The 23,756-nt window shown below is 70.9% G+C and carries 19 protein-coding genes; 9 read left to right on the top strand and 10 right to left on the bottom strand.

What is annotated here, in order from left to right; genetic code table 11:
* Nucleotides 1–273: 273 nt before the first annotated feature.
* Nucleotides 274–1,272 carry a TerC family protein gene (locus Air01nite_RS36710; protein ID WP_203708008.1) on the bottom strand — a complete coding sequence of 333 codons (999 nt, stop codon included), beginning with the start codon at nt 1,270–1,272 and terminating at the stop codon, nt 274–276.
* A gap of 350 nt (nt 1,273–1,622) precedes the next feature.
* On the opposite strand from Air01nite_RS36710, the gene Air01nite_RS36705 reads away from it, so the two are divergent.
* Complete coding sequence (locus tag Air01nite_RS36705; RefSeq protein ID WP_203708006.1) at nt 1,623–1,922, top strand: antibiotic biosynthesis monooxygenase family protein; 300 nt, start codon at nt 1,623–1,625, stop codon at nt 1,920–1,922.
* Nucleotides 1,923–2,301: 379 nt separating this feature from the next.
* On the opposite strand, the gene Air01nite_RS36700 is transcribed toward Air01nite_RS36705, so the two are convergent.
* Nucleotides 2,302–2,832 (bottom strand): GNAT family N-acetyltransferase, encoded by a 531-nt coding sequence (locus tag Air01nite_RS36700; protein WP_203708005.1) that lies wholly within the window; start codon nt 2,830–2,832, stop codon nt 2,302–2,304.
* A 56-nt stretch (nt 2,833–2,888) separates the two neighbouring features.
* Between Air01nite_RS36700 and Air01nite_RS36695 the strand changes: the two genes are divergently transcribed.
* Entirely contained in the window at nt 2,889–3,647 is a 759-nt protein-coding gene (locus tag Air01nite_RS36695) for an SDR family oxidoreductase (protein ID WP_239091228.1), read from the top strand.
* 1,149 nt (nt 3,648–4,796) lie between these two features.
* Here the strand turns inward: Air01nite_RS36695 and Air01nite_RS36690 are convergent.
* Together Air01nite_RS36690 and uvrB are read right to left on the bottom strand one after the other, a co-directional pair.
* Nucleotides 4,797–5,621 carry an AraC family transcriptional regulator gene (locus Air01nite_RS36690; RefSeq protein WP_203708004.1) on the bottom strand — a complete coding sequence of 275 codons (825 nt, stop codon included), beginning with the start codon at nt 5,619–5,621 and terminating at the stop codon, nt 4,797–4,799.
* Nucleotides 5,618–7,744: an excinuclease ABC subunit UvrB gene (gene uvrB / locus Air01nite_RS36685; protein WP_203708003.1), complete on the bottom strand. Its 2,127-nt coding sequence runs from the start codon at nt 7,742–7,744 to the stop codon at nt 5,618–5,620. The genes Air01nite_RS36690 and uvrB overlap by 4 nt, the downstream gene beginning before the upstream one ends.
* Before the next feature lie 395 nt (nt 7,745–8,139).
* Here uvrB and Air01nite_RS36680 point away from each other — a divergent pair, with 395 nt between their 5' ends.
* A complete protein-coding gene (locus Air01nite_RS36680) occupies nt 8,140–9,744 on the top strand; it encodes a hypothetical protein (RefSeq protein ID WP_203708002.1) in 1,605 nt (534 codons plus the stop codon).
* Here the strand turns inward: Air01nite_RS36680 and coaE are convergent.
* Nucleotides 9,741–10,913, bottom strand: a complete 1,173-nt coding sequence (coaE, locus tag Air01nite_RS36675) for a dephospho-CoA kinase (RefSeq protein ID WP_203708001.1) — start codon at nt 10,911–10,913, stop codon at nt 9,741–9,743. The two genes, Air01nite_RS36680 and coaE, sit on opposite strands and share 4 nt — an antisense overlap.
* A gap of 163 nt (nt 10,914–11,076) precedes the next feature.
* Nucleotides 11,077–12,573 (bottom strand): 30S ribosomal protein S1, encoded by a 1,497-nt coding sequence (gene rpsA / locus Air01nite_RS36670; RefSeq protein WP_203708000.1) that lies wholly within the window; start codon nt 12,571–12,573, stop codon nt 11,077–11,079.
* 260 nt (nt 12,574–12,833) lie between these two features.
* Between rpsA and Air01nite_RS36665 the strand changes: the two genes are divergently transcribed.
* A complete protein-coding gene (locus tag Air01nite_RS36665; protein WP_203707999.1) occupies nt 12,834–13,637 on the top strand; it encodes a class I SAM-dependent methyltransferase in 804 nt (267 codons plus the stop codon).
* A 48-nt stretch (nt 13,638–13,685) separates the two neighbouring features.
* Complete coding sequence (locus Air01nite_RS36660) at nt 13,686–15,200, top strand: amino acid permease (RefSeq protein WP_203707998.1); 1,515 nt, start codon at nt 13,686–13,688, stop codon at nt 15,198–15,200.
* 45 nt (nt 15,201–15,245) lie between these two features.
* Here Air01nite_RS36660 and Air01nite_RS36655 read toward each other — a convergent pair whose 3' ends face one another.
* Together Air01nite_RS36655 and Air01nite_RS36650 are read right to left on the bottom strand one after the other, a co-directional pair.
* Nucleotides 15,246–15,785, bottom strand: a complete 540-nt coding sequence (locus Air01nite_RS36655; RefSeq protein ID WP_203707997.1) for an HdeD family acid-resistance protein — start codon at nt 15,783–15,785, stop codon at nt 15,246–15,248.
* A gap of 13 nt (nt 15,786–15,798) precedes the next feature.
* Nucleotides 15,799–16,629: an alpha/beta hydrolase gene (locus Air01nite_RS36650; protein WP_203707996.1), complete on the bottom strand. Its 831-nt coding sequence runs from the start codon at nt 16,627–16,629 to the stop codon at nt 15,799–15,801.
* A gap of 133 nt (nt 16,630–16,762) precedes the next feature.
* On the opposite strand from Air01nite_RS36650, the gene Air01nite_RS36645 reads away from it, so the two are divergent.
* Nucleotides 16,763–17,938 (top strand): PucR family transcriptional regulator, encoded by a 1,176-nt coding sequence (locus Air01nite_RS36645; RefSeq protein ID WP_203707995.1) that lies wholly within the window; start codon nt 16,763–16,765, stop codon nt 17,936–17,938.
* A gap of 13 nt (nt 17,939–17,951) precedes the next feature.
* Here Air01nite_RS36645 and polA read toward each other — a convergent pair whose 3' ends face one another.
* Nucleotides 17,952–20,639 carry a DNA polymerase I gene (gene polA, locus Air01nite_RS36640; RefSeq protein WP_239091227.1) on the bottom strand — a complete coding sequence of 896 codons (2,688 nt, stop codon included), beginning with the start codon at nt 20,637–20,639 and terminating at the stop codon, nt 17,952–17,954.
* A gap of 348 nt (nt 20,640–20,987) precedes the next feature.
* Complete coding sequence (locus Air01nite_RS36635) at nt 20,988–21,455, bottom strand: MarR family winged helix-turn-helix transcriptional regulator (protein WP_203707993.1); 468 nt, start codon at nt 21,453–21,455, stop codon at nt 20,988–20,990.
* Nucleotides 21,456–21,552: 97 nt separating this feature from the next.
* On the opposite strand from Air01nite_RS36635, the gene Air01nite_RS36630 reads away from it, so the two are divergent.
* From Air01nite_RS36630 to Air01nite_RS36620, 3 genes are all read left to right on the top strand, one after another.
* Entirely contained in the window at nt 21,553–22,407 is an 855-nt protein-coding gene (locus Air01nite_RS36630; RefSeq protein ID WP_203707992.1) for an SDR family oxidoreductase, read from the top strand.
* Between the two features lie 60 nt (nt 22,408–22,467).
* Nucleotides 22,468–23,391, top strand: coding sequence for a putative endonuclease domain-containing protein (locus Air01nite_RS36625; protein ID WP_239091226.1), 924 nt, complete (start codon nt 22,468–22,470; stop codon nt 23,389–23,391).
* A 148-nt stretch (nt 23,392–23,539) separates the two neighbouring features.
* Nucleotides 23,540–23,756, top strand: a 217-nt coding sequence (locus Air01nite_RS36620) for a hypothetical protein (RefSeq protein WP_203707991.1), incomplete at its 3' end; no start/stop codon positions are given.

The raw sequence follows: 23,756 nt of genomic DNA, 5'->3' as shown, positions 1-23,756 counted from the left end.
TGACCGGCGCCGACACCGCGAAAACGCCGCCCCGGCTCATCGGCGGGGCGGCGCTTCTCGTTCTGGATCTGTTTCCGGCCAGGGACGTTGGCAGAAGCCGTAGCTGGTCGGCCGGCGTACCGAGATGTGTATCCCCGCGTGCGTTTGGCCAGCCGTGGGCGTGGCGGCCCGTCTCTCACTGTGCGCCAGCCGGGATGGCCCGGACACCCCCGGCTGCGCCGGGTGCAGACCACCCGGCGACGCCTGGACTCCGGGCCGGCCCGGACCTCGGGGTTAGCCGACGGTGGTCAGTTCGCGGTCCCGCCGTTTGTCTCGGGCGCTTTTGACCAGGCTCGCCACCGTGGCTATGGAGAGGGTGCCGAGGATTACCGTCAGTGAGAGCCAGATGGGGATGTGTGGCGCCCAGCTGATGTGCTCGCCGCCGTTGAGGAACGGCAGGTTGTTGTCGGCCAGTGCCTCGAGGACCAGTTTCACGCCGATGAAGCCGAGTACGAAGGCCAGGCCGATGTTGAGGTAGACCAGGCGGTCTAGGAGGCCGCCGAGCAGGAAGTACAGCTGGCGGAGGCCCATGAGCGCGAACACGTTGGCGGTGAAGACCAGGTAGGGCTCCTTGGTCACGCCGAAGATCGCGGGAATCGAGTCGAGCGCGAAGATCAGGTCGGTGGTCCCGATCGCGATCATGACGATCAGCATGGGCGTGAACAGCCGCTTGCCGACGCTGTCGGTCGTCGTGATCTTCACGCCGTCGAAGTCGCGGGAGAACGGGACGGCACGCCGTACCCACCGGATGACGATGTTTTCCTTGAAGTCCTCTTCTTCCGGCTCGCCCTGCCGCGCGAAGTTGATCGCGGTGTAGACCAGGAACGCGCCGAAGATGTAGAAGACCCAGGAGAACTGGCTGATCAGCGCGGACCCGGCGGCGATGAACGCGCCGCGCATCACCAGGGCCAGGATGATGCCGACCAGCAGCACTTCCTGTTGGAGATGCCGGGGCACGGCGAACCGCGACATGATGATCACGAAGACGAAGAGGTTGTCGATCGACAGGCTGTATTCGGTCAGCCAGCCCGCGTAGAACTCGCCCGCGAACACCCCGCCCGACGTGAACCAGAGGCCGAGACCGAAGAGCAGCGCCAGACCGACGTAGATCGAGACCCAGATCGTCGACTCTTTGATGCTCGGCTCATGCGGGCGACGCCCGATGATGAGCAGGTCTGCCAGCAGCACCGCAACCATCACCACGAGGGTGATGCCCCACACGAGCGGGGACACGTTGAGCTCAGGCGCGTTCAAATAGACCTCCGGCAGGCAGACCACTCCACCCTCGCGGGGTGGCGTGCTGAGTCGTGACTGTCGGGAGGTCTCTTCCACCACCGCGGCCTGAGTGAGCCGAGGTGACCGACGCTGCCGGGCCGACGCCCGGCCTGGCCGAGCGGCTTCCGTGTTGACGACAACGCCGCGGGGGAATACTCCCCTCCTCAGGACCCATTCTCCCCCATCGGGCGCTGTTTTGACACATCGACCACGACGACTCACCCGTGATCTGCTGCACCGCGACACACCGCGTACGGCGTCCTAGGACGTTATCGGTCGTTCCGGCGCAGCGTGCGAGGCTGTCGCGCATGATCCTCGAGGTTGCGCTGATCGACATCCGGCCGGGCGAAGAAGAGGCGTTCGCGGCCGCGTATGGCAAGGCCCATCCGATCGTCCGGGAGACGCCGGGCTTCCGCTCGATCCGCATGACCCGCGGCATCGAGTCGCCGTCGCGGTTCGTGCTGCTGGTGGAGTGGGACTCGGTCGAGGCTCATATGGAGAACTTCCGGGCTTCGGACCGCTTCACGCAGTGGCGCGCCCTGATCGGGCCCTACTTCGCCTCGCCGCCGGTCGTCGAGCACTTCACGGACGTGGCGGCCGAGGCCTGAGTTCGCCGCGTCGTCGGCCGCGCCTCGCGGCCGGCGACCGTGCGAGCCCTGCATCCTCGTCTTCCACGCCGTCGATCGGCCGCGCCTCGCCGCCGACGACCGCGCCAGCCTTGCATCCTCGTCTTCCACGCCGTCGATCGGCCGCGCCTCGCCGCCGACGACCGCGCCAGCCTTGCATCCTCGTCTTCCACGCCGTCGATCGGCCGCCTCGCCGCCGACGACCGGGCCGCCCGCGCACCTTCGCTTCCGCCCGTCGATCGAGCGCGCCCCGCGAGCGGCGACCGCGCGCGCCGCGCTCCCTGTGTGGCACCCGCGCAGGCGGGGTCCGCCTCGGCCGGAGAGTCGGCCACGCCTCTCGGCCCTTCGGCGAGATGACGGATCAGGTGGGTCGGGAGGTGGACGGCCGGGTTGGGCTGGGGTCAGTCGTTGGTGCCAGGTCGCGGGCGTGGCGTATTCCTGGGCGGCCCACGACGACGACGTCGCCGATCGGGGTGAAGCCGTTGCGGCGGAGGACCGTGAGCGAAGCCGGGTTGTCCAGGTCGGCCTCGGCGTAAAGCCGGTGGAGGCCGTAGTCCGTGCGGGCCAGTTCGCAGATCTGGCGGACCGTGTCGGTCGCCAAGCCGCGGCCGGCGGCGTGTTCGGCCAGCCGGTAGCCGAGATCGGCGGTGCCGTCGGCGACGTCGACGAGGTTGAAGCGGCCGAGCACCGCGCCGTCGTCGTCGATCAGGAGGTGGAGGTGGTGCTGGCCGGCCGCCTGTTCGGCGAGCAGCTCGGCGTGGCGGCTCGCGAACGTCGCGAAGTAGTCGTCGCCGCGGTCGGAGATGAAGCGCACGAAGTACGCGCGGTTCTCGCGCTCGAAGCGCAGCAGCTCAGGGGCGTGGTCGGCGTTCAGGCGCTGCAGCTGCGGCATCCGGCCAGCGTAAATCGCGCGCGCGGGAAAGATCGACCTGTGGTTGGGTCATCGGCGTGACGGAGCGCGTAGCACTGATTACCGGCATCAGCCGACGGGTCGGCATCGGCGCCGCGGTCGCTCGGCGGCTCGCCGCCGGCGGGCACCGCTTGCTGTTGACCGGACTCCCGTCGTACGACGACGACCAGCCCTACGGCGGCGACCCCGACGGCGTGGCGGCGATCATGGCCGAGCTGGGCGGGCGCCACCATTATTCCTCGGCGGACCTCTCGGATCCGACCGCCCCCGCCGCGCTGGTCCGTGCAGCGGTCGACCGTTACGGGCAGGTCGACACGCTGGTCGCGGTCCACACGTACTCGACCTCCAACACGTTCGGCGGCCTCGACGCCGCGGAGATCGACCGGCACCTGATCGTCAACGTCCGCGCGACGATCCTGCTGATCGAGGCGTTCGCGGCCGCACACACCGCCGGCGCCGGCCGCGTGGTGCTGTTCTCCAGCGGCCAGCGGCTGGGCCCGATGACAGGCGAGCTGCCGTACGCGGTCAGCAAGGCAGCCGTGGAGAACCTGACCCAACAACTCGGCACGCTGCTTATGGCCCGCGGCATCACGATCAACTGCATCAACCCGGGCCCGACCGACACTGGCTGGGCCTCCCCCGCCGACCTCGCGGCCAGCGCCCACCTGTTCCCCGCCGGCAAGTGGGGCACCCCGGACGACGCCGCCCGCCTGGTCGACTGGCTCTGCTCGGCCGACGCCTCCTGGATCACGGGCCAGGTGATTGACTCGGAGGGCGGCTTCAACCGCTACGGCTAGACGACCTGATCCAAGCGGTCAGTGGTCGCCGGGGGTCGAGGTGCGGCGATCCTTCGAGTCGTTATGGGTCCTGACGCGCGGTGGCGGGTGTCCATATCGACGTGTGCATGGCTGTCGGGTCGTCGTTGCTTCGCACCTTCGATCGTGGAGGCGTTCGCTGTCCGACGGCCGTTGGTGTGGACGAACGCGTTCTGCCGACCCGAGGCGACCTGGTCGAGGTGCTCGCGGCGGAACCGCCGCGGCATGTGTGTACCTGTCGGAGCGGGTGCGTGCCGGAGGACACCCTGGCCGATGCCGTGGGATCCGCGCTTGCGCACCGCGTAGTGCGCGCATCTGGTCGGGCGCGGCAGAACCGGGTAACCGTTCGCAACGGCGGGTTCGTGATCGGACGCCGCCGACCCGGGACGCCGGCGCGTGATCGTGTGCGGCTGTTCGGGGCGGTTGGACGCCAGCAGCGTGATCATGTGCGGCCGGTCGGCTCAGTTGGAGGCCCACCGCATGATCATGTGCGGCTGGTCGTGTGCCCACACGGCGTGTCGACCACACCCAGTGCACACGATCAGCGGTACGGCCCCCGGAACCTCCAGATGAGCCACACATGATCATGGTCAGGATCGCGGCCACGCGGCGGTGGGCGGCGCAAGCCGAAAATCCAAGGTCAAGCCGCGACGCCGGACCTGCCTCCGCCAGCTTGAACAGCCTAAAGGTGGCGAACCGAAGTGCCAGGGAGGCCGGCGCCGGGTCGCAGTGATCATGGCAGGGCAATATGAAGCGCCCGTCGGCACAGATCTGTGGACACGGCTCCCCCACCGCGGCCCGTATGTCGGTCAGGCCGCCGCACAGTGGGTTGGCACGAGGTCTGGGCCGCTCCACGGGTCCATCCGCAGATCGCGGATGCGACCTGGACCGCTGACCGACGCCACCGTCCGCCTCGATCTCAGATAACCGACCTTCAGTTTTAGAGCCGCGCCGGCGTGCCGGGTCGGCTGCTGGCTAACGACGACCGGGAGATCAGCGCACCCCGCTCGGGCCGCGCCGCGTTCCTCGAGTGCGGCCAACACCGGATAGACGGCGGACCCGGCCGCACGGTCGAGCGGAGGCTGAGGCCCCGTGTTTGTCGTGGTGTAGCGCGGTCGGGCGTGGGGTGCGTCAGGTGGCGTAGGCCGGGCCGTCGATCGCGGCCGCTGGCAGGCGGGTCGGGGTTGAGCCCGTGAAGGTCCGGAAGTCGCGGATCAGATGGGCCTGGTCGTAGTAGCCGGCGTCGGCGGCTACGGCAGCCCAGCCCGCCGTCGCGGCGCGGGATGACAACCGGTGGGCCCGTTCGAAGCGGATCAACCGGGCCAGCACCTTGGGTGGCAGGCCGAGCTCACGGCGGAAGACCGCGCCGAGGTGGCGGCGGGTCCAGCCCGTCTCCGCTGCCAACGCCGCGACCGGGGCCGCCCCCGCGGTGGCGCGCAAGCGTCGCCAAGCCGCCGAAAGGCGCGCGTCCGGCGGTGGGGTGTCGGCCAGGCGGGCCGTGAACGCGCGGTCGAGCAGGGCGAACCGGGCCGGCCAGTCCGTGGCCGCGGCCAGGCGGGACGGCAGGGCCCGGACGTCGCGGAGAGCGTGGCCGTCGAGGTCGGGGACGGCGACCACCCGGTTGGCGACCTCGCCGAACGGTCGGCCCAGGATGCGGGCCGCGACCAGTGGGTCGAGCATCACCTGGATGCCCTCGGCCACGCCCGCCGCGGTGAGTGTGTCGACGTAGCTGTCGGACAGGCCCGCGGCGAACGATGTCACGGCGGTGGCGCCGCCGGACGGGCCGCGGGGGTCGCGGACGTCCAGGGGCGCGCCCCAGCCGATCACCAGGACGCACCGTGAGACCGCCACCTCGCGGCGGGCCAGCGGCGTCGGGACCCGTTCGGCGTAGCCGACGTACGGGCCGACGGCCCGTCGGAGCGCGCCGCCCGGCGCTCCGACGGTGTAGTCGATCATTTGACGCCGGCCACGTCCATGCCGCGTAGCTCCTTCTTGAGCTCGTGGACCTCGTCGCGGATGCGGGCCGCCAGCTCGAACTGCAGCTCGCGCGCCGCGGCCAGCATCTGGTCGTTGAGCTCCTGGATGAGCATGGCCAGGTCGTGCCGGGCCATGCCCTCCGTCGACGTGCGCGCGGCCGCCTTGCCCTTGGACCTGGTCTCCGGGACCGGGCCCTTGCCGCGGGACATCTGCCGGCCGCCGCCACCGACGATCGCGGGGCTCGGGCCGCCGAGGGCGCCCTCGGTGTCCTCCGCCTCGCGGTAGATGTCGTCGAGGATGTCGTGGATCTTCTTGCGTAGCGGCTCCGGTGAGATGCCGTTGGCCTCGTTGTGCGCGACCTGCTTCGCCCGCCGGCGGTTGGTCTCGTCGATCGCCTCGGCCATCGACGGGGTGACCTTGTCGGCATACATGTGGACCTGGCCGGACACGTTTCGTGCGGCGCGGCCGATGGTCTGCACCAGTGACCGGCCGCTGCGCAGGAAGCCCTCCTTGTCGGCGTCGAGGATCGACACCAGGGACACCTCGGGCAGGTCGAGACCCTCGCGCAGCAGGTTGATGCCGACCAGCACGTCGTAGTCGCCCTTGCGCAGCTCGCGCAGCAGCTCGACCCGGCGCAGCGTGTCGACCTCGGAGTGCAGGTAGCGCACCCTGATGCCGTGCTCCAGCAGGTAGTCGGTCAGGTCTTCGGCCATCTTCTTGGTCAGCGTCGTGACCAGGACCCGCTCGTCCTTGTCGGTGCGGAGCCGGATCTCGTGCATCAGGTCGTCGATCTGGCCCTTGGTCGGCTTGACCACCACCTCGGGGTCGATCAGGCCGGTCGGCCGGATCACCTGCTCGACGAACTCGCCGCCGGCCTCGCGCATCTCCCACGGGCCCGGCGTCGCCGAGAGGAAGACCATCTGGCCGACCCGCTCGAGCACCTCGTCGAACCGCAGCGGACGGTTGTCGGCCGCGCTCGGCAGCCGGAAGCCGTGCTCGACCAGCAGGCGCTTGCGGGACGCGTCGCCCTCGTACATGCCGCCGATCTGCGGGACCGTCACGTGCGACTCGTCGATCACGGTGACGAAGTCGTCGGGGAAGTAGTCGAGCAGGCAGAACGGCGGGTCGCCGTAGGACCGGCCGTCGATGTGCATCGAGTAGTTCTCGATGCCCGAGCAGAACCCGACCTGCCGCATCATCTCGATGTCGTAGGTGGTGCGCATCCGTAGTCGCTGCGCCTCGAGCAGCTTGTTCTGCCCCTCGAGCTCGGCGAGGCGCTCGGCCAGCTCGGCCTCGATGCCGGTGATCGCCCGCTCCATCCGCGCGGCGCCGGCCGCGTAGTGCGACGCCGGGAAGATGAACAGGTCGTCGACCTCGCGGATCACGTCGCCGGTCAGCGGGTGCAGGTAGTAGAGCTTCTCGATCTCGTCGCCCCACAGCTCGGCCCGCACGGCCAGCTCCTCGTAGGCCGGGATGATCTCCAGCGTGTCGCCGCGGACCCGGAACGTGCCGCGGGTGAACGACATGTCGTTGCGCGTGTATTGGATGTCGACCAGGCGGCGCAGGATCTGGTCGCGGTCGACCTCGGCGCCGACCTTGAGCCGGACCGCCTGGTCGAGGTATTCGGACGGGGTGCCCAGGCCGTAGATCGCCGACACGGTCGCGACCACCACCACGTCGCGCCGGGTGAGCAGCGACATCGTGGCCGAGTGGCGCAGCCGCTCGACCTCCTCGTTGATCGAGGAGTCCTTCTCGATGTAGGTGTCGGTCTGCGGGATGTAGGCCTCGGGCTGGTAGTAGTCGTAGTAGGAGACGAAGTATTCGACCGCGTTGTTGGGCAGCAGCTCGCGGAACTCCTTGGCGAGCTGGGCGCAGAGCGTCTTGTTGGGCGCGAGCACCAGCGCCGGCCGCTGCAGCCGCTCGATCAGCCACGCGGTGGTCGCGCTCTTGCCCGTGCCGGTGGCACCCAGCAGCACCGTGTGCCGGTCACCCTGCCGCACCCGGCGCTCAAGATCGTCGATGGCTGCCGGCTGGTCGCCAGCGGGCTTGAAGTCGCTGACGACCTCGAACCGGCCGTCGGTGCGGGGGATGTTCAGGGTCATGCCTGTAAAACTACGTCGGGGGTACGACATCTTCCCGGTGGCCGACGGACGGTACGTGATCGGCTTCAATATTGTCATTGTGTGCGATAGGTCACCGCGCTACCGTTTGAGCGTAGGCCGCTCGCGGCGGCCGACCGGGAGCAATGACCGGGCCTCCACACCGGCCGGTCGTCCCCGGCGCTGTGGTTGCAGCCCCGGCACATCGTCGGCGTGCGCACCCGACGCGGTCGCGCGATGCGCAGACCGGCCGCCGCGAGCGCCTGAGCCACTTGGCGCGGGCGTCTGAACCACCTCGCGCGAGCGTCTGGGCCACCTGGCACAAGCGCCTGAGTCCCCTCACGTGCCATCGTGAGCAAGACACGTCACCTCTGCCACGATCTGCCGTTCAACCACGCGTGACCCTTTCTCGTCGTCCCGCCGAAAAGCGGCGCATCGTCGCGTTGGTCGTGCTCTCCTGCCTCTCCCTCGGCTCGGTCGCCGGTCTGGTCGGTGGCCTGGTCTCGTGCCAACCCGAGAAGCCGACGGTGCAGGCCCGCCCGCTGTCCGTGGCGGAGGCGCAGCGGCTCGCCGACATGCGGGTGACCAACTACCGCGACGAGCGCTCCGGCGTCAGCGCCACCTGGGGCGACGGCAACGCCCAGGTCAGGGTCGCGGGCTGGGTCGACTGGAAGAAGGCACTGGCCTACCTGCGGGTCGGTGGGCCGGGCGCCGGCAACCAACGGGGGCTGCTGCAGGCCGTACCCGGCGTGGTGGCGAATCGGCCCGCGACGGCGAGCGAGGCCGCCGCGGAGGCCGAGTCACCGCGGCCCAGCGACGCCACGAAGCCCGCGCCGCCGGTGGCCGAGCCGCCCGCCGAGCCCCCGGCCGACGGCTGGCGGCTGCGCACCTGGACCCCCACGGGCCAGAAGGCCACCCCGCTGGACACCTTCCTGTCGCTGGTGTTCCTGATCGCCAGCACCAAGCCGGACCAGGCGGACCTGCTGGCCAGGTCCGAAGCGCGCTGGATGGGCACGGACCGCATCGGGGGTACGGCGGTCGACGTGCTGCTCGGCCCGGCAGTCCCGCCGCAGCCCCTGCCCACCGCGACCCCGTCGAAAAAGGCCAGCCCGCAGGCCAGCCAGCGACCCGAGCGGAAAACCACCCCGAGCCCGAGCGCCAAACCCACCCGCACCGCTCCCCCGACCGCGCTCAACGAGCTCGGCGGCGCCGTCCGCTACTGGCTCGACACCGGCGGGCCCAAGCTGCGCCGCTTCGAGGCGCTCCTGCCCGGCAACCTGTCGCTGCGGGTCGACCTGGACCGCGCCGAGCGCCCCGAGGTCAACGCCGTCCCGGCCTTCGGCGGCGGCACGATCGCACCGCGCAAGCCGACCAAGACCGAGACCGCGCTGTTGGCCAAGATGCGCCAGCGTAACTACGAGCGCGGCGGCGCGAAGGTCACCGTCACCGTGCCCACGGTGCCGGTGGCGGACCTGCGCGGCGGCGGCTGGCTGGACTGGCGTGCGGCGGTCGCCTACCTGGCCGTGCACGACACCGGCAAGCCGACCGACGTGGCGGTGCTGCGGGCCAGCGTGGAGGGCATGTCGTTCCAGACGAAGGCCGGCAAGGAGATGGACACCCCGCCCATGCCCGCCCCGTACGACGGATGGACCTTCCAACCCTGGACCGAGCGCACCGACGCCCGCGGCGGCCTCGACATCGACCTGCTGCTCGGCGAGGCGCTCGCGGCCGCGGCGCCGGACCGGGACACCGCGAGCTTCTTCGAGGACAGCGCGTCGTTCCTGCGCAAGGACACCATCGACGGCGACCCGGTGACCGTCTTCGAGATCGCCAAGCCCGCCGAGCAGGGCATCATCGGCCGCGGCCAGGCGCGCATGCGCTACTGGATCGACAAGAGCGGCGCGCTCCGGCGCCTGGAGGCCCGCACCCGATCCGGCACGTTCGCCCAGCTCGACCTCGTCGACGGCGAGGTACCTAGCCTGCCGACGGACCGGCTCGGTTAGGGACGCCAGCCGGTCCGCGCCGCCCAGGCCTCGGCGCGGGCGTAGAGGTCGTCGAAGAACGGCTCCTTGGCGTCGACGTAGTCGTCGATCGGGCGGCCCGCGTTGGCGCGCTTGACCGAGGTGTACGCGTCGCGCTCAGCGGCGTCGGCGCGCAGGTGGTCGCGGAGCAGCAGGGCCGCCCGCCAGCCCGGCGACCCGGCGGCCCGCACGTGCAGGTTGACCCGGCGGCCGGGGTCGGCGTTGGCGTGCATCCGCTTCTCCCACGGCCCGGCGTCCGGCGGCTTCGGCCGGTCCTGATAGATGCCGGGCTTGCGCGGGAAGCCGGCCGCGGTCAGGGCATCGGCCAGCGCGTCCGCCGACGCCATCGAGTCGACGGTCAGCATGATGTCGACGACGTCCTTGGCGGCCAGGCCGGGCACGGCGGTCGAGCCGATGTGGTCGATCCGGTGCGCGCCGCCGACGTGGTGGCGGATCCGGGCGGCCAGCCGCGCGTACTGCGAAGGCCAGGTCGGGTCGTAGTCGACCAGCGTCGCCACCGGGTCCGTGTCGGCCCAGGTGGCGGTGCGGACGTTGCGCTCGTACGGCACCAACCGGTCGGCGCAGAGGGTGTCGACGGCGTCGACCAGCGCCGCCGGTGGGCCGCTGTTGTCGAGCACCACGTCGGCTGCCGCGCGCCGGGTGGCGTCGTCGATCTGGGCCGCGATCCGGGCGCCGGCGTCGTCGGGGGTCATCCCACGGTCGCGGACCAGCCGCTCGATCCGGACCTCGGGGGCCGCGTCGACGACGACCACCAGGTGGTACGAGGGTGCGGCGCCGGTCTCGACCAGCAGGGGCACGTCGTTGACGACGATCGCGTCGGCCGGCGCGCCGTGGGCCAGCTCGGCGCTGCGGGCGCGGATCAGCGGGTGCAGGATGCCTTCGAGCCGCTTGCGGGCGGTCGGGTCGGCGAACACGATCCGGCCGAGGGCCGCCCGGTCGAGGGCGCCGTCGGCGGCCAGCACCTCGGGCCCGAACGCCGCCACGACCTGGGCCAGCCCAGGAGTGCCGGGCTCGACCACCTCGCGGGCCAGCCGGTCGGAGTCGATCACCACGGCCCCGTTGGCCGCGAACCGCGCCGCCGCCGCGCTCTTCCCGGCCCCGATCCCCCCGGTCAACCCCACACGCAACACGAGCGCCAGGCTAACAAGCCAACGGCCAGGGCAGCCCGCGGCGCGGGACCACGGCGGGGGCCTACGTGGGGGTGTCCGGGGGCTCGGCCCCCGGAGCAGACATGGTGAGGCCCCCCGGTCCGCGCTTTCCGCGGACAGGGGGGCCTCAGGGACGAACCTCTAACTACTTGCCGGCAAGCTTCTCGCGAAGCGCGGCGAGTGCCTCGTCGGTCGCCAGGGTGCCCGCGGGCTCCTCGGTCGCGCGGGCCGGCGTCGAGGACGAGGACGAAGCCCCGCCACCCGTCGCGCCGCCACCGGTGGCCGGCGGGGCCGCGGCGGCCTCGGCGTCGGCGGCACGGGAGGACTGCACCTGCTTGGTGTGGGCCTCCCAGCGCTGACGAGCCTCGGCGTACTGCGTCTCCCAGGTCTCGCGCTGCTTGTCGTAGCCCTCGAGCCACTCGCCCGTCTCGGGGTCGAAGCCTTCGGGGTAGATGTAGTTGCCCTCGTTGTCGTAGGTCGCCGCCATGCCGTAGAGGGTCGGGTCGAAGTGCTCCTCGCCCTCGACGAAGCCCTCGTTGGCCTGCTTGAGCGACAGCGAGATCCGCCGGCGCTCGAGGTCGATGTCGATGACCTTGACCATGACGTCGGAACCGACCTGGACGACCTGCTCCGGGATCTCCACGTGGCGCTCGGCCAGCTCGGAGATGTGGACCAGACCCTCGATGCCGTCGTCGACCCGGACGAACGCACCGAACGGCACCAGCTTGGTGACCTTGCCGGGCACGATCTGCTGGATCGCGTGCGTGCGGGCGAACTGACGCCACGGGTCTTCCTGGGTCGCCTTGAGCGACAGGGAAACCCGCTCGCGGTCGAGATCGACGTCGAGGACCTCGACCTCCACCTCCTGGCCGACCTCGACAACCTCGGACGGGTGGTCGATGTGCTTCCAGGACAGCTCGGAGACGTGCACCAGACCGTCGACGCCGCCCAGGTCGACGAACGCGCCGAAGTTGACGATCGACGAGACCACGCCCTTGCGGACCTGGCCCTTCTGGAGCTTGTTGAGGAACTCGGTGCGCACCTCGGACTGGGTCTGCTCGAGCCAGGCGCGGCGCGACAGAACCACGTTGTTGCGGTTCTTGTCGAGCTCTATGATCTTCGCCTCGAGCTCGCGGCCCACGTAGGGCTGCAGGTCGCGCACCCGCCGCATCTCGACAAGAGACGCGGGCAGGAAGCCGCGCAGGCCGATGTCGAGGATCAGACCACCCTTGACCACCTCGATGACCGAGCCGCGAACGACCCCGTCCTCTTCCTTGATCTTCTCGATGGTGCCCCACGCCCGCTCGTACTGCGCGCGCTTCTTCGAGAGGATCAGGCGACCTTCCTTGTCCTCCTTCTGGAGAACCAGGGCCTCGATGTGGTCACCGACCGACACCACCTCGGCGGGGTCGACGTCGTGCTTGATCGACAACTCACGAGAGGGGATCACGCCCTCGGTCTTGTAGCCGATGTCGAGCAGGACCTCGTCCCGATCGACCTTGACGACGGTGCCTTCGACAATGTCGCCGTCGTTGAAGTACTTGATGGTCTCGTCGATGGCGGCGAGGAACGCCTCCTCGGAACCGAGGTCGTCGACGGTGACCTTGTTTGCGCTCGAGGTGGCCTCGATGCTGCTCGTCATGTGGGCGGTTGCTCCGGTCGGATGGTGTGTCACAGCTGCGGTGCGGGTAGCTAATGACCTGTGTGCGCCAGCGAATTGGTCGTCGGGCACACCGCAACGATCGCCCATGATCATTGATGGTGTCCGTGGACCGCGGACGCCTGCTCCCTGCCGAGGCACACAATCCGCGTGCGCATCGACTAGCTTACCGTGCGCATTACCACAGCGTGCAAGCCCTCCCCAAGCCGCGCCAACAACGTACCGCGTGATGGGGTTGATCCGTGTCTGACGACGATCCCGGCGTGGGCCGGCGGACGGTGACCGACGCGGAGGCCCGGCGGGCCAGTCGTGGCTGGTGGGACAGGGATGCCGACGCGTACCAGGCCGAACACGGTGCCTTCCTGGGTGAGGTCGACTTCCGCTGGTGCCCGGAGGGGCTCCGGGAGGCCGACGCGCACCTGCTCGGGCCCGTCGCCGGCAAGCGTCTGATCGAGGTCGGTGCCGGTGCGGCGGCCGCGTCGCGCTGGCTCGCGGCCGCGGGTGCCGAGGTGGTTGCTACCGATTTGTCCGCCGGCATGCTGCGGCACGCTGTGACGGGGAACACAGCCTCGGGCGTACGCGTGCCGCTGGTCCAGGCCGACGCGCTGGCGCTGCCGTTCCGGGACGAATCGTTCGACATCGCGTTCACCGCCTTCGGCGCGGTCCCGTTCGTGGCCGACTCGGCGGCACTGATGCGGGAGGTGTTCCGCGTGGTGCGGCCGGGCGGGCGGTGGGTGTTCGCGGTGACCCACCCGATGCGGTGGATCTTCCTGGACGACCCGGGCGAGGGCGGGCTCGTCGCGGTGCACTCCTACTTCGACCGGCGGCCGTACGTGGAGACCACCGCGGCCGGGGTGGTCTCCTACGTCGAGCAGCACCGGACCCTTGGCGACCGGATCCGGGAGCTGGTCGGTGCCGGGTTCGTGGTCGAGGACCTGGTCGAGCCGGAGTGGCCCGAGTCCAATCTCCAGGTGTGGGGACAGTGGAGCCCGCTGCGGGGCCGGCTGTTCCCCGGGACCGTGATCTTCGTGACCGCGCGCCCCTGACCTCCGCTCGCGCTGCGCGTCCGGCCGCGCGGTACGAGAATCGCATCCATGGCCATCTCCGTCCTGCGCACCAAGAGCATCGAACGGTCCATCCAGGACACCGACGAGCCGGGGCACAAGCTCAAGCGGGAACTGAGCGCGCTGGACCTGACGGTGTTCGGGGTCGGCGTGATCGTGGGCACCGGGATCTTCGTGCTCACCGGCCAGCAGGCGGCCCGCAACGCCGGTCCGGCGATCGTCATCTCGTTCCTGCTCGCGGCGGTCGTCTGCGCGCTGGCCGCGCTCTGTTACGCCGAGTTCGCGTCGACGGTGCCGGTGGCGGGGAGTGCGTACACCTTCGGTTATGCGACCCTCGGTGAACTGGTCGCCTGGATCATCGGCTGGGACCTGGTCCTGGAGCTAGGCCTCGGCGCGGCGGTGGTGGCGCGCGGCTGGAGCGCGTACCTCCAGACGCTGTTCGATCTGCCGCCCTGGCTGGCCGGCGACTCGGCGGTGCCCGACTGGGGCGCGATGTTCATCGTGGCCCTGCTGACCGTGGTCGGCGTGGTCGGCACGAAGCTGTCGGGGCGGGTCACCGGGATCCTGGTCGCGGTGAAGGTGGCCGTGGTGCTGTTCGTGATCGGGCTGGGCCTGTTCTACGTCACGTCGGACAACCTGACGCCGTTCGTGCCGCCGGGGCAGCCGTCCGAGGGTGTCTCCGGCGGCGAGGAGCCGCTGTTGCAGGCGCTGCTCGGGATCGTGCCGCAGCAGTTCGGCTTCTTCGGCATCGTGGCGGCGGCATCGATCGTGTTCTTCGCCTACATCGGCTTCGACGTGGTCGCGACGACGGCGGAGGAGACCCGCAACCCACAACGCGACATGCCGCGCGGCATCCTGGCGTCCCTGGCGATCTGCGCTGTCCTCTACATGGCGGTGGCGTTCGTGGTGACGGGGATGGCGCGATACAGCTCTTTGGACACGGGCGCGCCGCTGGCGAAGGCCTTCTCCGACGTGGGCGTCGAGTGGGCGTCGAAGGTGATCTCGCTGGGCGCGATCTGCGGCATCACCACGGTCATCCTGGTGCTGCTGCTCGGCCAGTCACGGGTGCTGTTCGCGATGTCCCGCGACCACCTGCTGCCGCCGGGCATCGCCCGGGTGCACCCGCGCTTCGGCACGCCGTGGCTGATCACGATCGGCACGGGCGTGGTGGTGGCGCTGGTGTCGGGCTTCGTGCCGCTGGCCAAGCTGTCGGAGCTGACGTCGATCGGCACGCTGTTCGCCTTCGTCGTGGTCGCGATCGGCGTGATCGTGCTGCGCCGGACCCGGCCGGACCTGCCGCGCGCGTTCCGTACCCCCTGGGTCCCGGTCCTGCCGATCGTCTCGGTGCTGGCCTGCCTCTGGCTGATGATCAACCTGCCGGTCGACACGTGGATCCGGTTCGTGATCTGGATGGCGATCGGGTTCGTGCTCTATTTCGTGTACGGGATGCGGGCCGCGGGTCGCCGCCACGCCGGCGAGGCGGAGGCGCCGGTCTCCCCTGCCGGCCCGCCCGCCGACCGCGTTGATCGGCAGGACACGACCTGATCGGTCCGCGGGCCATCTCTCCCGCGGACCGTCGTCGTCGGGCGCTCAGGCAGGCAGGGCGAACGCCTCCCGGGCGCGGGCGAGGTTGGCCGCCAGCACCAGGCTGGTGACACCCGAGACGATGCTGAACAGGCCCCACAGCGTCGCCAGCGAGACCGCGCCGAGGTCGGGACGGATGGCGAGCACCACGCCCAGGGCGAGCGAGATGAGGCCGGTCAGCCCGTAGAGGGCGCGTTCGCCGGCCGCCCGTCCCGCGCCGAAGGCCGCGACCAACTCGGCGACGCCGGCCGCGAAGGCCCACGCGGCGACCCACCAGACCAGCACCAGCGCGGTGATGCCGGGCCAGGCGAGGGCGACGACGCCCGCCGCGACGTCGACGAGGGCGAGCAGCAGCCGGCCGGCGACCGCCAGCCCGCCGGTGGACCGGAACGCGTGGCCGGCCTCCATGACGCCGGCGAGGAACGCGTACACCGCGAACAGGATGACGAAGGCGCCGACGGTGATGCCGGGCCAGGCGACGGCGACGACGCCGAGGACGAGCGCGAGGATGCCGCGCAGGATCAGCGCGGTGCGTGGCGATGGCACGTGGGTTGCTCCTCTACTGGAAACGCCGGACGAAGGTGAGTGCGGTCGTGGCGACCTCGCGCCAGCCGTGGTCGATGGTCAGCGCGTGCCCGCGGTCGGGCAGCTCCACGAACTCGGTGGTGCCGGGGTTGCGTTGCTGGCGCTGGTAGGACGCCCAGCTGATGGCCCGGGGCACGGTGTGGTCGCGCTCGCCGGAGACGACCAGCAGCGGGCCGCGATCCGGGTTCTCGGTGTCCACCTTGGCTTCGGTCCAGGGGTTCAGGTTGGCCGTCGCGGCCTGGAAGAGCGGGCGGCCCGGCGCCGGGACCGCATAGGTTTCGTAGAGCTGCTTGGCCTCGTCCTCGTCGACGGCGTTCGCGAACGCGTACCGGAACTGGTCGTAGGTGAGCGGCACCGCGCGGCCGGCGTTGGCCGGGTTCGTCAGCACCGGGCTGGACGAGCGCAGGGCGGAGAGCGGCAACGGGAGTACGCCCCGGAACGGCGCGGCGTCGATCGCGACCGTGGCCGCGGACAGGCCCCGCCCGGCCAGGATCTGGGCGAGCAGCCCACCGAACGAGTGGCCGATGACGGCCGGCTTGCGGTCGAGCCGGGCGATCACCCCGGCGTAGTGGTCGGCGACCTCGCCGATGCCCTTGCCCGCGAACACCTCCGGGTGGGCGTTGGCCTCCTCGACGGTGTCGGGGTCGTCGGGCCAGCCCGGCGACAGCGCGGCGTACCCGGCGTCCTCGAAAAGCTCTTCCCAGCGGCGCCAGCTGCTGGGCAGCAGCCACAGCCCGTGCACGAACACGACCGGCGGACGGCCGCTGTCGTTGACCCTGCTCACCTGCTCGTCGATCGATGACATCCCGGTCCCTTCCTCTCGGTTTGACCTGCCGTCGAGCCTCGCCGGGGTGGCCGCCTTCGTCATCGTTCCCGCACACACGATCACGGGGCCTCGGTTGTCCCGCTGCACAATGCCGGGGCCATACGATGCCAAGGTGGGTGACGTGGACGGCTCGCTAGACGCGCTCGGAGCGCGCCTGATGGAGCGCGTCGACGAGCTGGCGGACGCGATGGCCGACCGGATCCGGGCCGGCGTCGCGCTCTACCGGACCGACATGGTGCCGGCGGCCGAGCTGCGCAGGGCCTGTCTGGAGAACCTGACCCTGGTCTTCGGCGCGATCGGACACACCGAGCCGACCGAGTCGAGGCCGTCCCGCGAGCACGGCCGCCGGCGCGCCCGTGACGGGGTGCCGTTGACGGCGATGATGGAGGCCTACCGGGTCGGCGCGCGGTTCGTCTGGGAGCAGGTCGCGCAGGCGGCCGCCGCCGAAGCCGTGCCGACCGGAGTGGCGTTGCGGGCCGCGACGCGGATGTGGCTGGCGCAGGACGTCTACACGCACGACATGGCCGAGGGCTACCGCGACGAGGCCACGGCCCAGCTCGTCGACCGGGAGCAGGAGCGGTCCGCGCTGGTGCAGGCGCTGCTCGACGGCGAGCTCGCCGACAGCAACCTGTGGGAGGCCGCCGACCTGCTGCGGCTGCCGTCCCGCGGACCGTACGTGGTGATCGCGGCCCGCGCGGCGACGGTCGGCCGGCGGGCCCTGCCGCACGCCGAGCGACGGCTGAGCGCGCTCGGCATCCCGTCGGCGTGGCGCCTGCAGCACGGGGTCGAGCTGGGCCTGGCGGCCCTGACCGCGGCGGCGCCGGTCGACAAGCTGGTCGATGCGCTCTCCGACATGCCCGCGGCCGGGGTCGGCGTCAGCACCCCCTACGCACGCCTGCAGGACACCGCGGCGGCGCTGCGGCTGGCCCGGATCGCGCTCAACAGCACGCTGCCCGACCAGCGGGTCAGCGTCTTCGGGCGGGACCCTCTCGCGACCGCTGCCGCGACCGCACCCGACGTGCTCGAGCAGGTCGCCGACCAGGTGCTGGCATCGCTCGCGAAGATCCCGGCAGCCGACCGGGCGTCGTTGCTCGACACGTTCGGCACGTGGCTCGACGCGGGCGGCTCCAGCGCGGACGCCGCGGCCCGGCTGTTCGTGCACCCGAACACGGTCCGGCACCGGCTGCGCCGGCTCCAGGAACGCACGGGCCGGTCCCTGACCCACCCGCGTGACGTCGCGGAGCTGACCATGGCGTACGAGGTCGACCGCCGCCGCACGACCGACTGACCACCCGCAACGTTCAGTGGTCGGCGCTGTTCCAGTCGCGGCCTAGACCCACCGAGACCTCGAGTGGGACCGCGAGCGGATAGGCGCCGCCCATAGCCTCGCGGACCAGGGTCTCCGTCTGCTCGCGCTCGCCCTCCGCCACCTCGAAGACCAGCTCGTCGTGGACCTGGAGCAGCATCCGCGAGCGTAGGCCGGATTCCTTGAGGGCCGCGTCGACCCGCAGCATCGCGACCTTGATGATGTCGGCGGCCGAGCCCTGTATCGGTGCGTTGAGCGCCATGCGTTCGGCCATCTCGCGGCGTTGGCGGTTGTCGCTGACCAGGTCCGGCAGGTAGCGGCGGCGGCCGAGGATCGTTTCCGTGTAGCCGTCCTGGCGCGCCCGGTCGACGATCGCCCGCAGGTAGTCGCGGACGCCGCCGAAGCGGTCGAAGTATTCGTCCATCAGGCCGCGGGCCTCTTCCGTGGCGATGCCGAGTTGCTGCGACAGGCCGTAGACGCTCAGGCCGTACGCGAGGCCGTAGTTCATGGCCTTGATCTTGCGGCGGTGGTCCGCGGTGACCTGCTCCAGCGGCATGCTGAAGACCGACGAAGCCGTCGCGGCGTGGAAGTCGGCGCCCGAGTTGAATGCGTCGATCAGCGCCTCGTCCTTGGACAGGTCGGCCATGATCCGCATTTCGATCTGGCTGTAGTCGGCCGTCAGCAGCGTCTCGTAGCCCTCGCCCACCACGAACGCCCGCCGGATCCGGCGGCCCTCCTCGGTGCGGATCGGGATGTTCTGCAGGTTGGGGTCGGTCGACGAGAGCCGCCCGGTGGCCGCCACCGTCTGGAAGTAGGTGGTGTGGATGCGGCCGTCGTCGGACACCGACTTGAGCAGGCCGTCCACCGTGGACTTGAGCTTGGCCACGTCGCGGTGCCGCAGCAGGTGCTCGAGCAGCGGGTCGCCGGTCTGCACGAACAGGCCCTGCAGCGCGTCGGCGTCGGTCGTGTAGCCGGACTTGATCCGCCGGGTCTTGGGCAGGTTGCGCTCGGTGAAGAGGATCTCCTGGAGCTGCTTGGGCGAGCCGAGGTTGAACTCGCGCCCGTGCACCTCGTAGGCCGACTGCGCCGACGCCTTCACCTCGGCCGCGAAGTGGGCCTCTATCTCCGACAGGTAGTGGGTGTCGGCCGCGATGCCGATCTGCTCCATGCGGGCCAGCACCTCGGAGAGCGGCAGCTCGACGTCGGCCATCAGCCGGACCGACAGCTCGCCGTCGCGGGACAGCTCGGCGTCGATCGCCTCGGCCAGGTCGAGGGTCGCGCGGGCGTGGAGCATCAGGTTCTGCTCGACGGCGCCCTCGTCGCCGCCCAGGCCGTCGAGGGTGAGCTGGCCGGTCTCGGGGACGTCGACGCGCAGCTCGCGGTGCAGGTAGCGCAGTGCGAGGTCGGCGAGGTCGTAGGTGCGCTGGTCGGGCCGCGCCAGGTAGGCGGCGATCGCCGTGTCGCGGGCGACCCCGTGTAGCTCCCAGCCGCGGGCGGCGAACGCCAGGCGGGCCGGCTTGCTGTCGTGCAGCACCTTGGGGTGTTCGGTGGAGCCCAGCCAGGCGGCGACCGCGTTCTCGTCGGCCGGCTCGAGCTGGGTCGGGTCGAACCAGGCGGCCGGCCCGTCGGCGGTGGCCAGCGCGATGCCGGTCAGTTCGCCGGTGCCGCGCCCGAAGTGACCCGCGACGGCCACACCGGTGGCGATGCCGGGCCGGACGTGCTCGGTCAGCCAGGTGCCGACCGCACCGGCGGCGAGGATCTCGCCGAACAGGTCGAAACCGGCCTCGGCCTCGGGCTCGACGGCGTCGAGGTATTGATATAGCCGCTCGCGCAGCACCCGGAACTCGAGCGCGTCGAAGATCTCGTGGACGGCCTCGCGGTCCCACCCGTGCCAGCGCGCGTCCTGCGGACCCATCGGCAGCTCGAGGTCGCAGACCAGCGCGTTGAGCTCGTAGTTGCGCATCACGTTGGCCAGGTTGGCCCGCAGGTTCTCGCCCGCCTTGCCCTTGATCTTGTCGGCGTTGGCGATCACGCCGTCGATGCCGCCGTACTCCTTGATCCATTTGGCTGCGGTCTTGTCGCCGACGCCGGGGACGCCCGGCAGGTTGTCGCTGGTCTCGCCCACGAGCGCGGCCTTGTCGCGGTAGCGGTTCGGCGGCACGAAGTATTTGGCCTCGACCGCCTCGGGGTTCATCCGCCAGACCTCGGACACGCCACGCACCGGGTAGAGCACGGTCACGTGCTCGTCGACGAGCTGGAACGCGTCGCGGTCGCCGCTGGAGATGATCACCTCCATGCCCGCCTCGCGCGCCTGCCGGGTCAGGGTGCCGATCACGTCGTCGGCCTCGTAGCCCGCCTTCTCCACCACCGGGATGCGTAGCGCCGCGAGCACCTCTTTGACCAGGCTGACCTGCCCCTGGAAGGGCTTGGGCGTCTCGGACCGCCCGGCCTTGTATTCCGCGTATCTCTCGGTGCGGAACGACTGCCTCGACACGTCGAACGACACGATGATGTGCGTCGGCTTCTCGTCGCGCAGCATGTTGATCAGCATCGACGTGAACCCGAACACCGCGTTGGTCGACTGCCCCGTCGCGGTGGAGAAATTCTCCACGGGCAGGGCGTGGAACGCGCGGTAGGCCAGCGAATGGCCATCGAGCAGCAGGATCCGGGGTTGGTCGCTCACCCGAGCGATGCTAGTCGCCGGGTACGACAGGATGCTCCGCGGACCCGGGTTGTTTCGTCCCCCATGTCGGGATCGGCGCATACAGCCGAGAAACAGTCGACATCAAGGCAAGATCAAGATCAAGAACAGGCGTTCCCGGGCCCGCGGTGGTCCGGACCGCCGCTCCCGCCGGACACCGCTCCGCTTCGCTCCGCTGCCAGGTCCGGGTCGGCTCGCGGTCAAACCGGAAAGCCACGTCTTCGCACGAAGGTCGACCAATCATGGGCCCACCCGTCGATCAGCGCACCCGGGCCCGCACTCGGGCCGGCCCGCAACCCTTGCCCGCGCCGCGGCCGCGTCCCTCTCCCGTCAGCCCTCGGTGTCGTGGCCCGAGGCCGGGAGGCTCGCGGCGGCCTGGACCAGGGCGGCCCGGAACTCCGCGTAGCGGTCCGCGCCCAGCCGCGCCGAGAGCGACTGCTCGATGTCCCGGACGTACTGGTCCGAGGCCACCATCACGCGTAACCCCCGTTCGGTCGGCACGATCAGACGTGCACGGCGGTCGGCCGGGTCCGGCTCGCGGCGGACGTACCCGAGGCGTTCCAGTTCGTCGATGATCGCGCCCATTGTCTGCTTGTTGCGGCCCGCGAGCCGCGCCAACTCCCCGGGCCGGATGCCTTCCTCGTCCAGGTAGGCGAGGACCGCGCCGTGTCGCGGGCGCACGTCGTCGAAGCCCTGCTCGGCGGCGCGCGCGAAGATCTCGCGCTGCACCCGCGCGGAGAGTTGGACCGCGAGGACCCCGAGATCCGGTTCCTGCTCCTTGCGTGTGCTGCGCCTCATACTTAGTCCAATCATTGGACGGTCAAGTTTTTGGACTATATCTTCGACGACGGCGCGCGGCGGGATCGCGGTGCGCACGGACCGTGAGGAGTAAGTCATGACCATTCTGGTTACCGCCGCGAACGGCATGGTCTCGAGGGAGGTGCTGCGGGCGCTGGCCGCCGCGGACCAGGAGCCGGTGCGCGCCCTCGTCCGGGAGCCCGCCGCGGTGACGAAGGTGGCGGGCGTCGAGTACGTCGCCGGCGACCTGGACCGCCCCGCCACCCTCGGCCCGGCGTTCGAGGGCGTCGACAAGCTGTGGCTGCTGACGCCGATGGGCGCCCAGGCACCGGCACAGAGCAGCGACCTGCTGTGGGCGGCGAGGCAGGCGGAGGTACGCCACGTGGTGCGGCTCTCCGCGATCGGCGCCGCGCACGACGCACCGACCCGCAACGGGCGGCTGCACGCGCTGTCGGACGGGGAGCTGCAGGAGTCGGGCATACCGTGGACGATCCTGCGCCCGACCAACTTCATGCAGAACATGCTGGGCTCGGTGGCGGGCGAGCAGATGTTCGGCATCTACGGCGAGGGCCGCGTCGGCGCGATCGACGTGCGGGACATCGCCGCGGTGGGCGCGGAGATCCTCCTGGCGCCGGAACGGCACGCGGGCAAGATCTACACGCTGACAGGCCCGGCGAGCGTCTCGCTCCACGAGGCGGCCGAGGAGGCGGGCCGGGCACTCGGCCGGCCGGTGAAGTACGTGCCCGCCGACCCCGAGGGCGTCCGCGACTTCCTGCTCCAGCTCGGCCTTCCGGAGTGGTACGCGGCGATGATCGCCGACTACCGGGCCGCCTACGGCGCAGGCTGGGGAGACTTCACCAACTCCCACGTCGCCGACATCATCGGCCGCTCCCCCCGCTCCCTGGCCGAGTTCATCCACGACCACCGCGACCAACTCAGCAACGACAACTGAGGTCCGCGGTTCCGCGTCGCGGGCCCGCCGCGCTTCGGTGGTGCCTGCTTTCATGACGCGGTGCGCGCGCCGGCCGAGGACGACTCCGATCTGGATTGGCTGCTGTTCGATCAGTCCGGAGTGATCACGTACCGTCAGGCGCTGATCTTCCTGAGTCCCGCCGCGGTGCGGCATCGCGTCGCGTCGGGTCGCTGGCGGCGCGTCTGCACCGGAGTCTTCCTCGCCGGGCCCGCGGCGTCGCCGTTCGACCAGCACGTGTGGGTCGCGGTGCTCGCCTCGGGCCCCGGCGCCATCCTTGCGGGGCTGGCCGCCGCGCGAACGGCCGGGTTGCGCGGGCGCTGGCGGCGGGACGCCATCGACGTCCTCGTGCCGGCGACCCGCAAGGCACCCGAACTGCTGCGCCGGCTGCCGCTCGACCTGCCGGCGGTGAAGGTACGCAGGACCTCTGCGTTGCCGGATGCGGACCGGCAACGAGGCCGCCCGGACCGGACCACGATGCCCCGCGCAGTCGTCGACGCCGCACAGTGGGCCCCGGACGACGACGAGGCCCGGACGGTGGTGGTGTCGGCCTGCCAGCAGCGTCTCGTCCGGCCGGCGGAGATCCTCGCGGTCACCGATCGGATGCCGCGAGCACGCCGACGCGGGCTGGTGGTGGCGACCGCCACGGATGCAGCCGGTGGCGCCGGTTCACTCGCGGAGGTCGACCTGGTCAGACTCTGCAGACGACATCGCCTGCCCACGCCGGACCTACAACGCAAACGGGCCGACGCCACCGGACGCACCCGCTACCTGGACGCGTACTGGGGGCAGTTTCACCTGCACGCCGAGGTCGACGGATCCCACCACACCGAGCCCGCACAGTGGGAGGCCGACATGCGTCGGCAGAACGACATCTGGATAGCCGGCGACCGCATCCTCCGTTCTCGGCAGCGATGGTCCGAAGCCGCCCGGCCGAGGTCGCCACTCAGCTCAGCCGCGCCCTGACCGCCGCCGGCTGGCCCGGCCCGGGGCGCCGTCGAGGCCAAACGGGCGCGATCTAGGGAATCGGTTGCGGTCCTGGGCGCAACGGCCGACCAAGATCCGGTTGACGGAACGGTGTCGACAGTTGGTGGCGGCGGATCTAGGACAACGAATGCGCCTCCAGGCGCAACAAATGCCCAAGATCGGCGAGCGGGCGGCGAAGCAGGCGGCGCGATCGGCGTTGCCGAGCGCTGGCCCGGGCGTCAAAGACCACAGATGTGGAGCCGGTGTCGACGCCGAACGGACGGTAGGTACGGACCGGCCGGCGCGCACAAACGCCACAGACACCGACCGGCCGGTGGGCACGGACGAGCCGCGGGCACGGAACG

Source organism: Asanoa iriomotensis (genome assembly GCF_016862515.1).
Classification (GTDB): Bacteria; Actinomycetota; Actinomycetes; order Mycobacteriales; family Micromonosporaceae; genus Asanoa; species Asanoa iriomotensis.
Note: the sequence above shows the minus strand (reverse complement) of the source record. Positions and strands in the feature narration are given on the sequence as shown.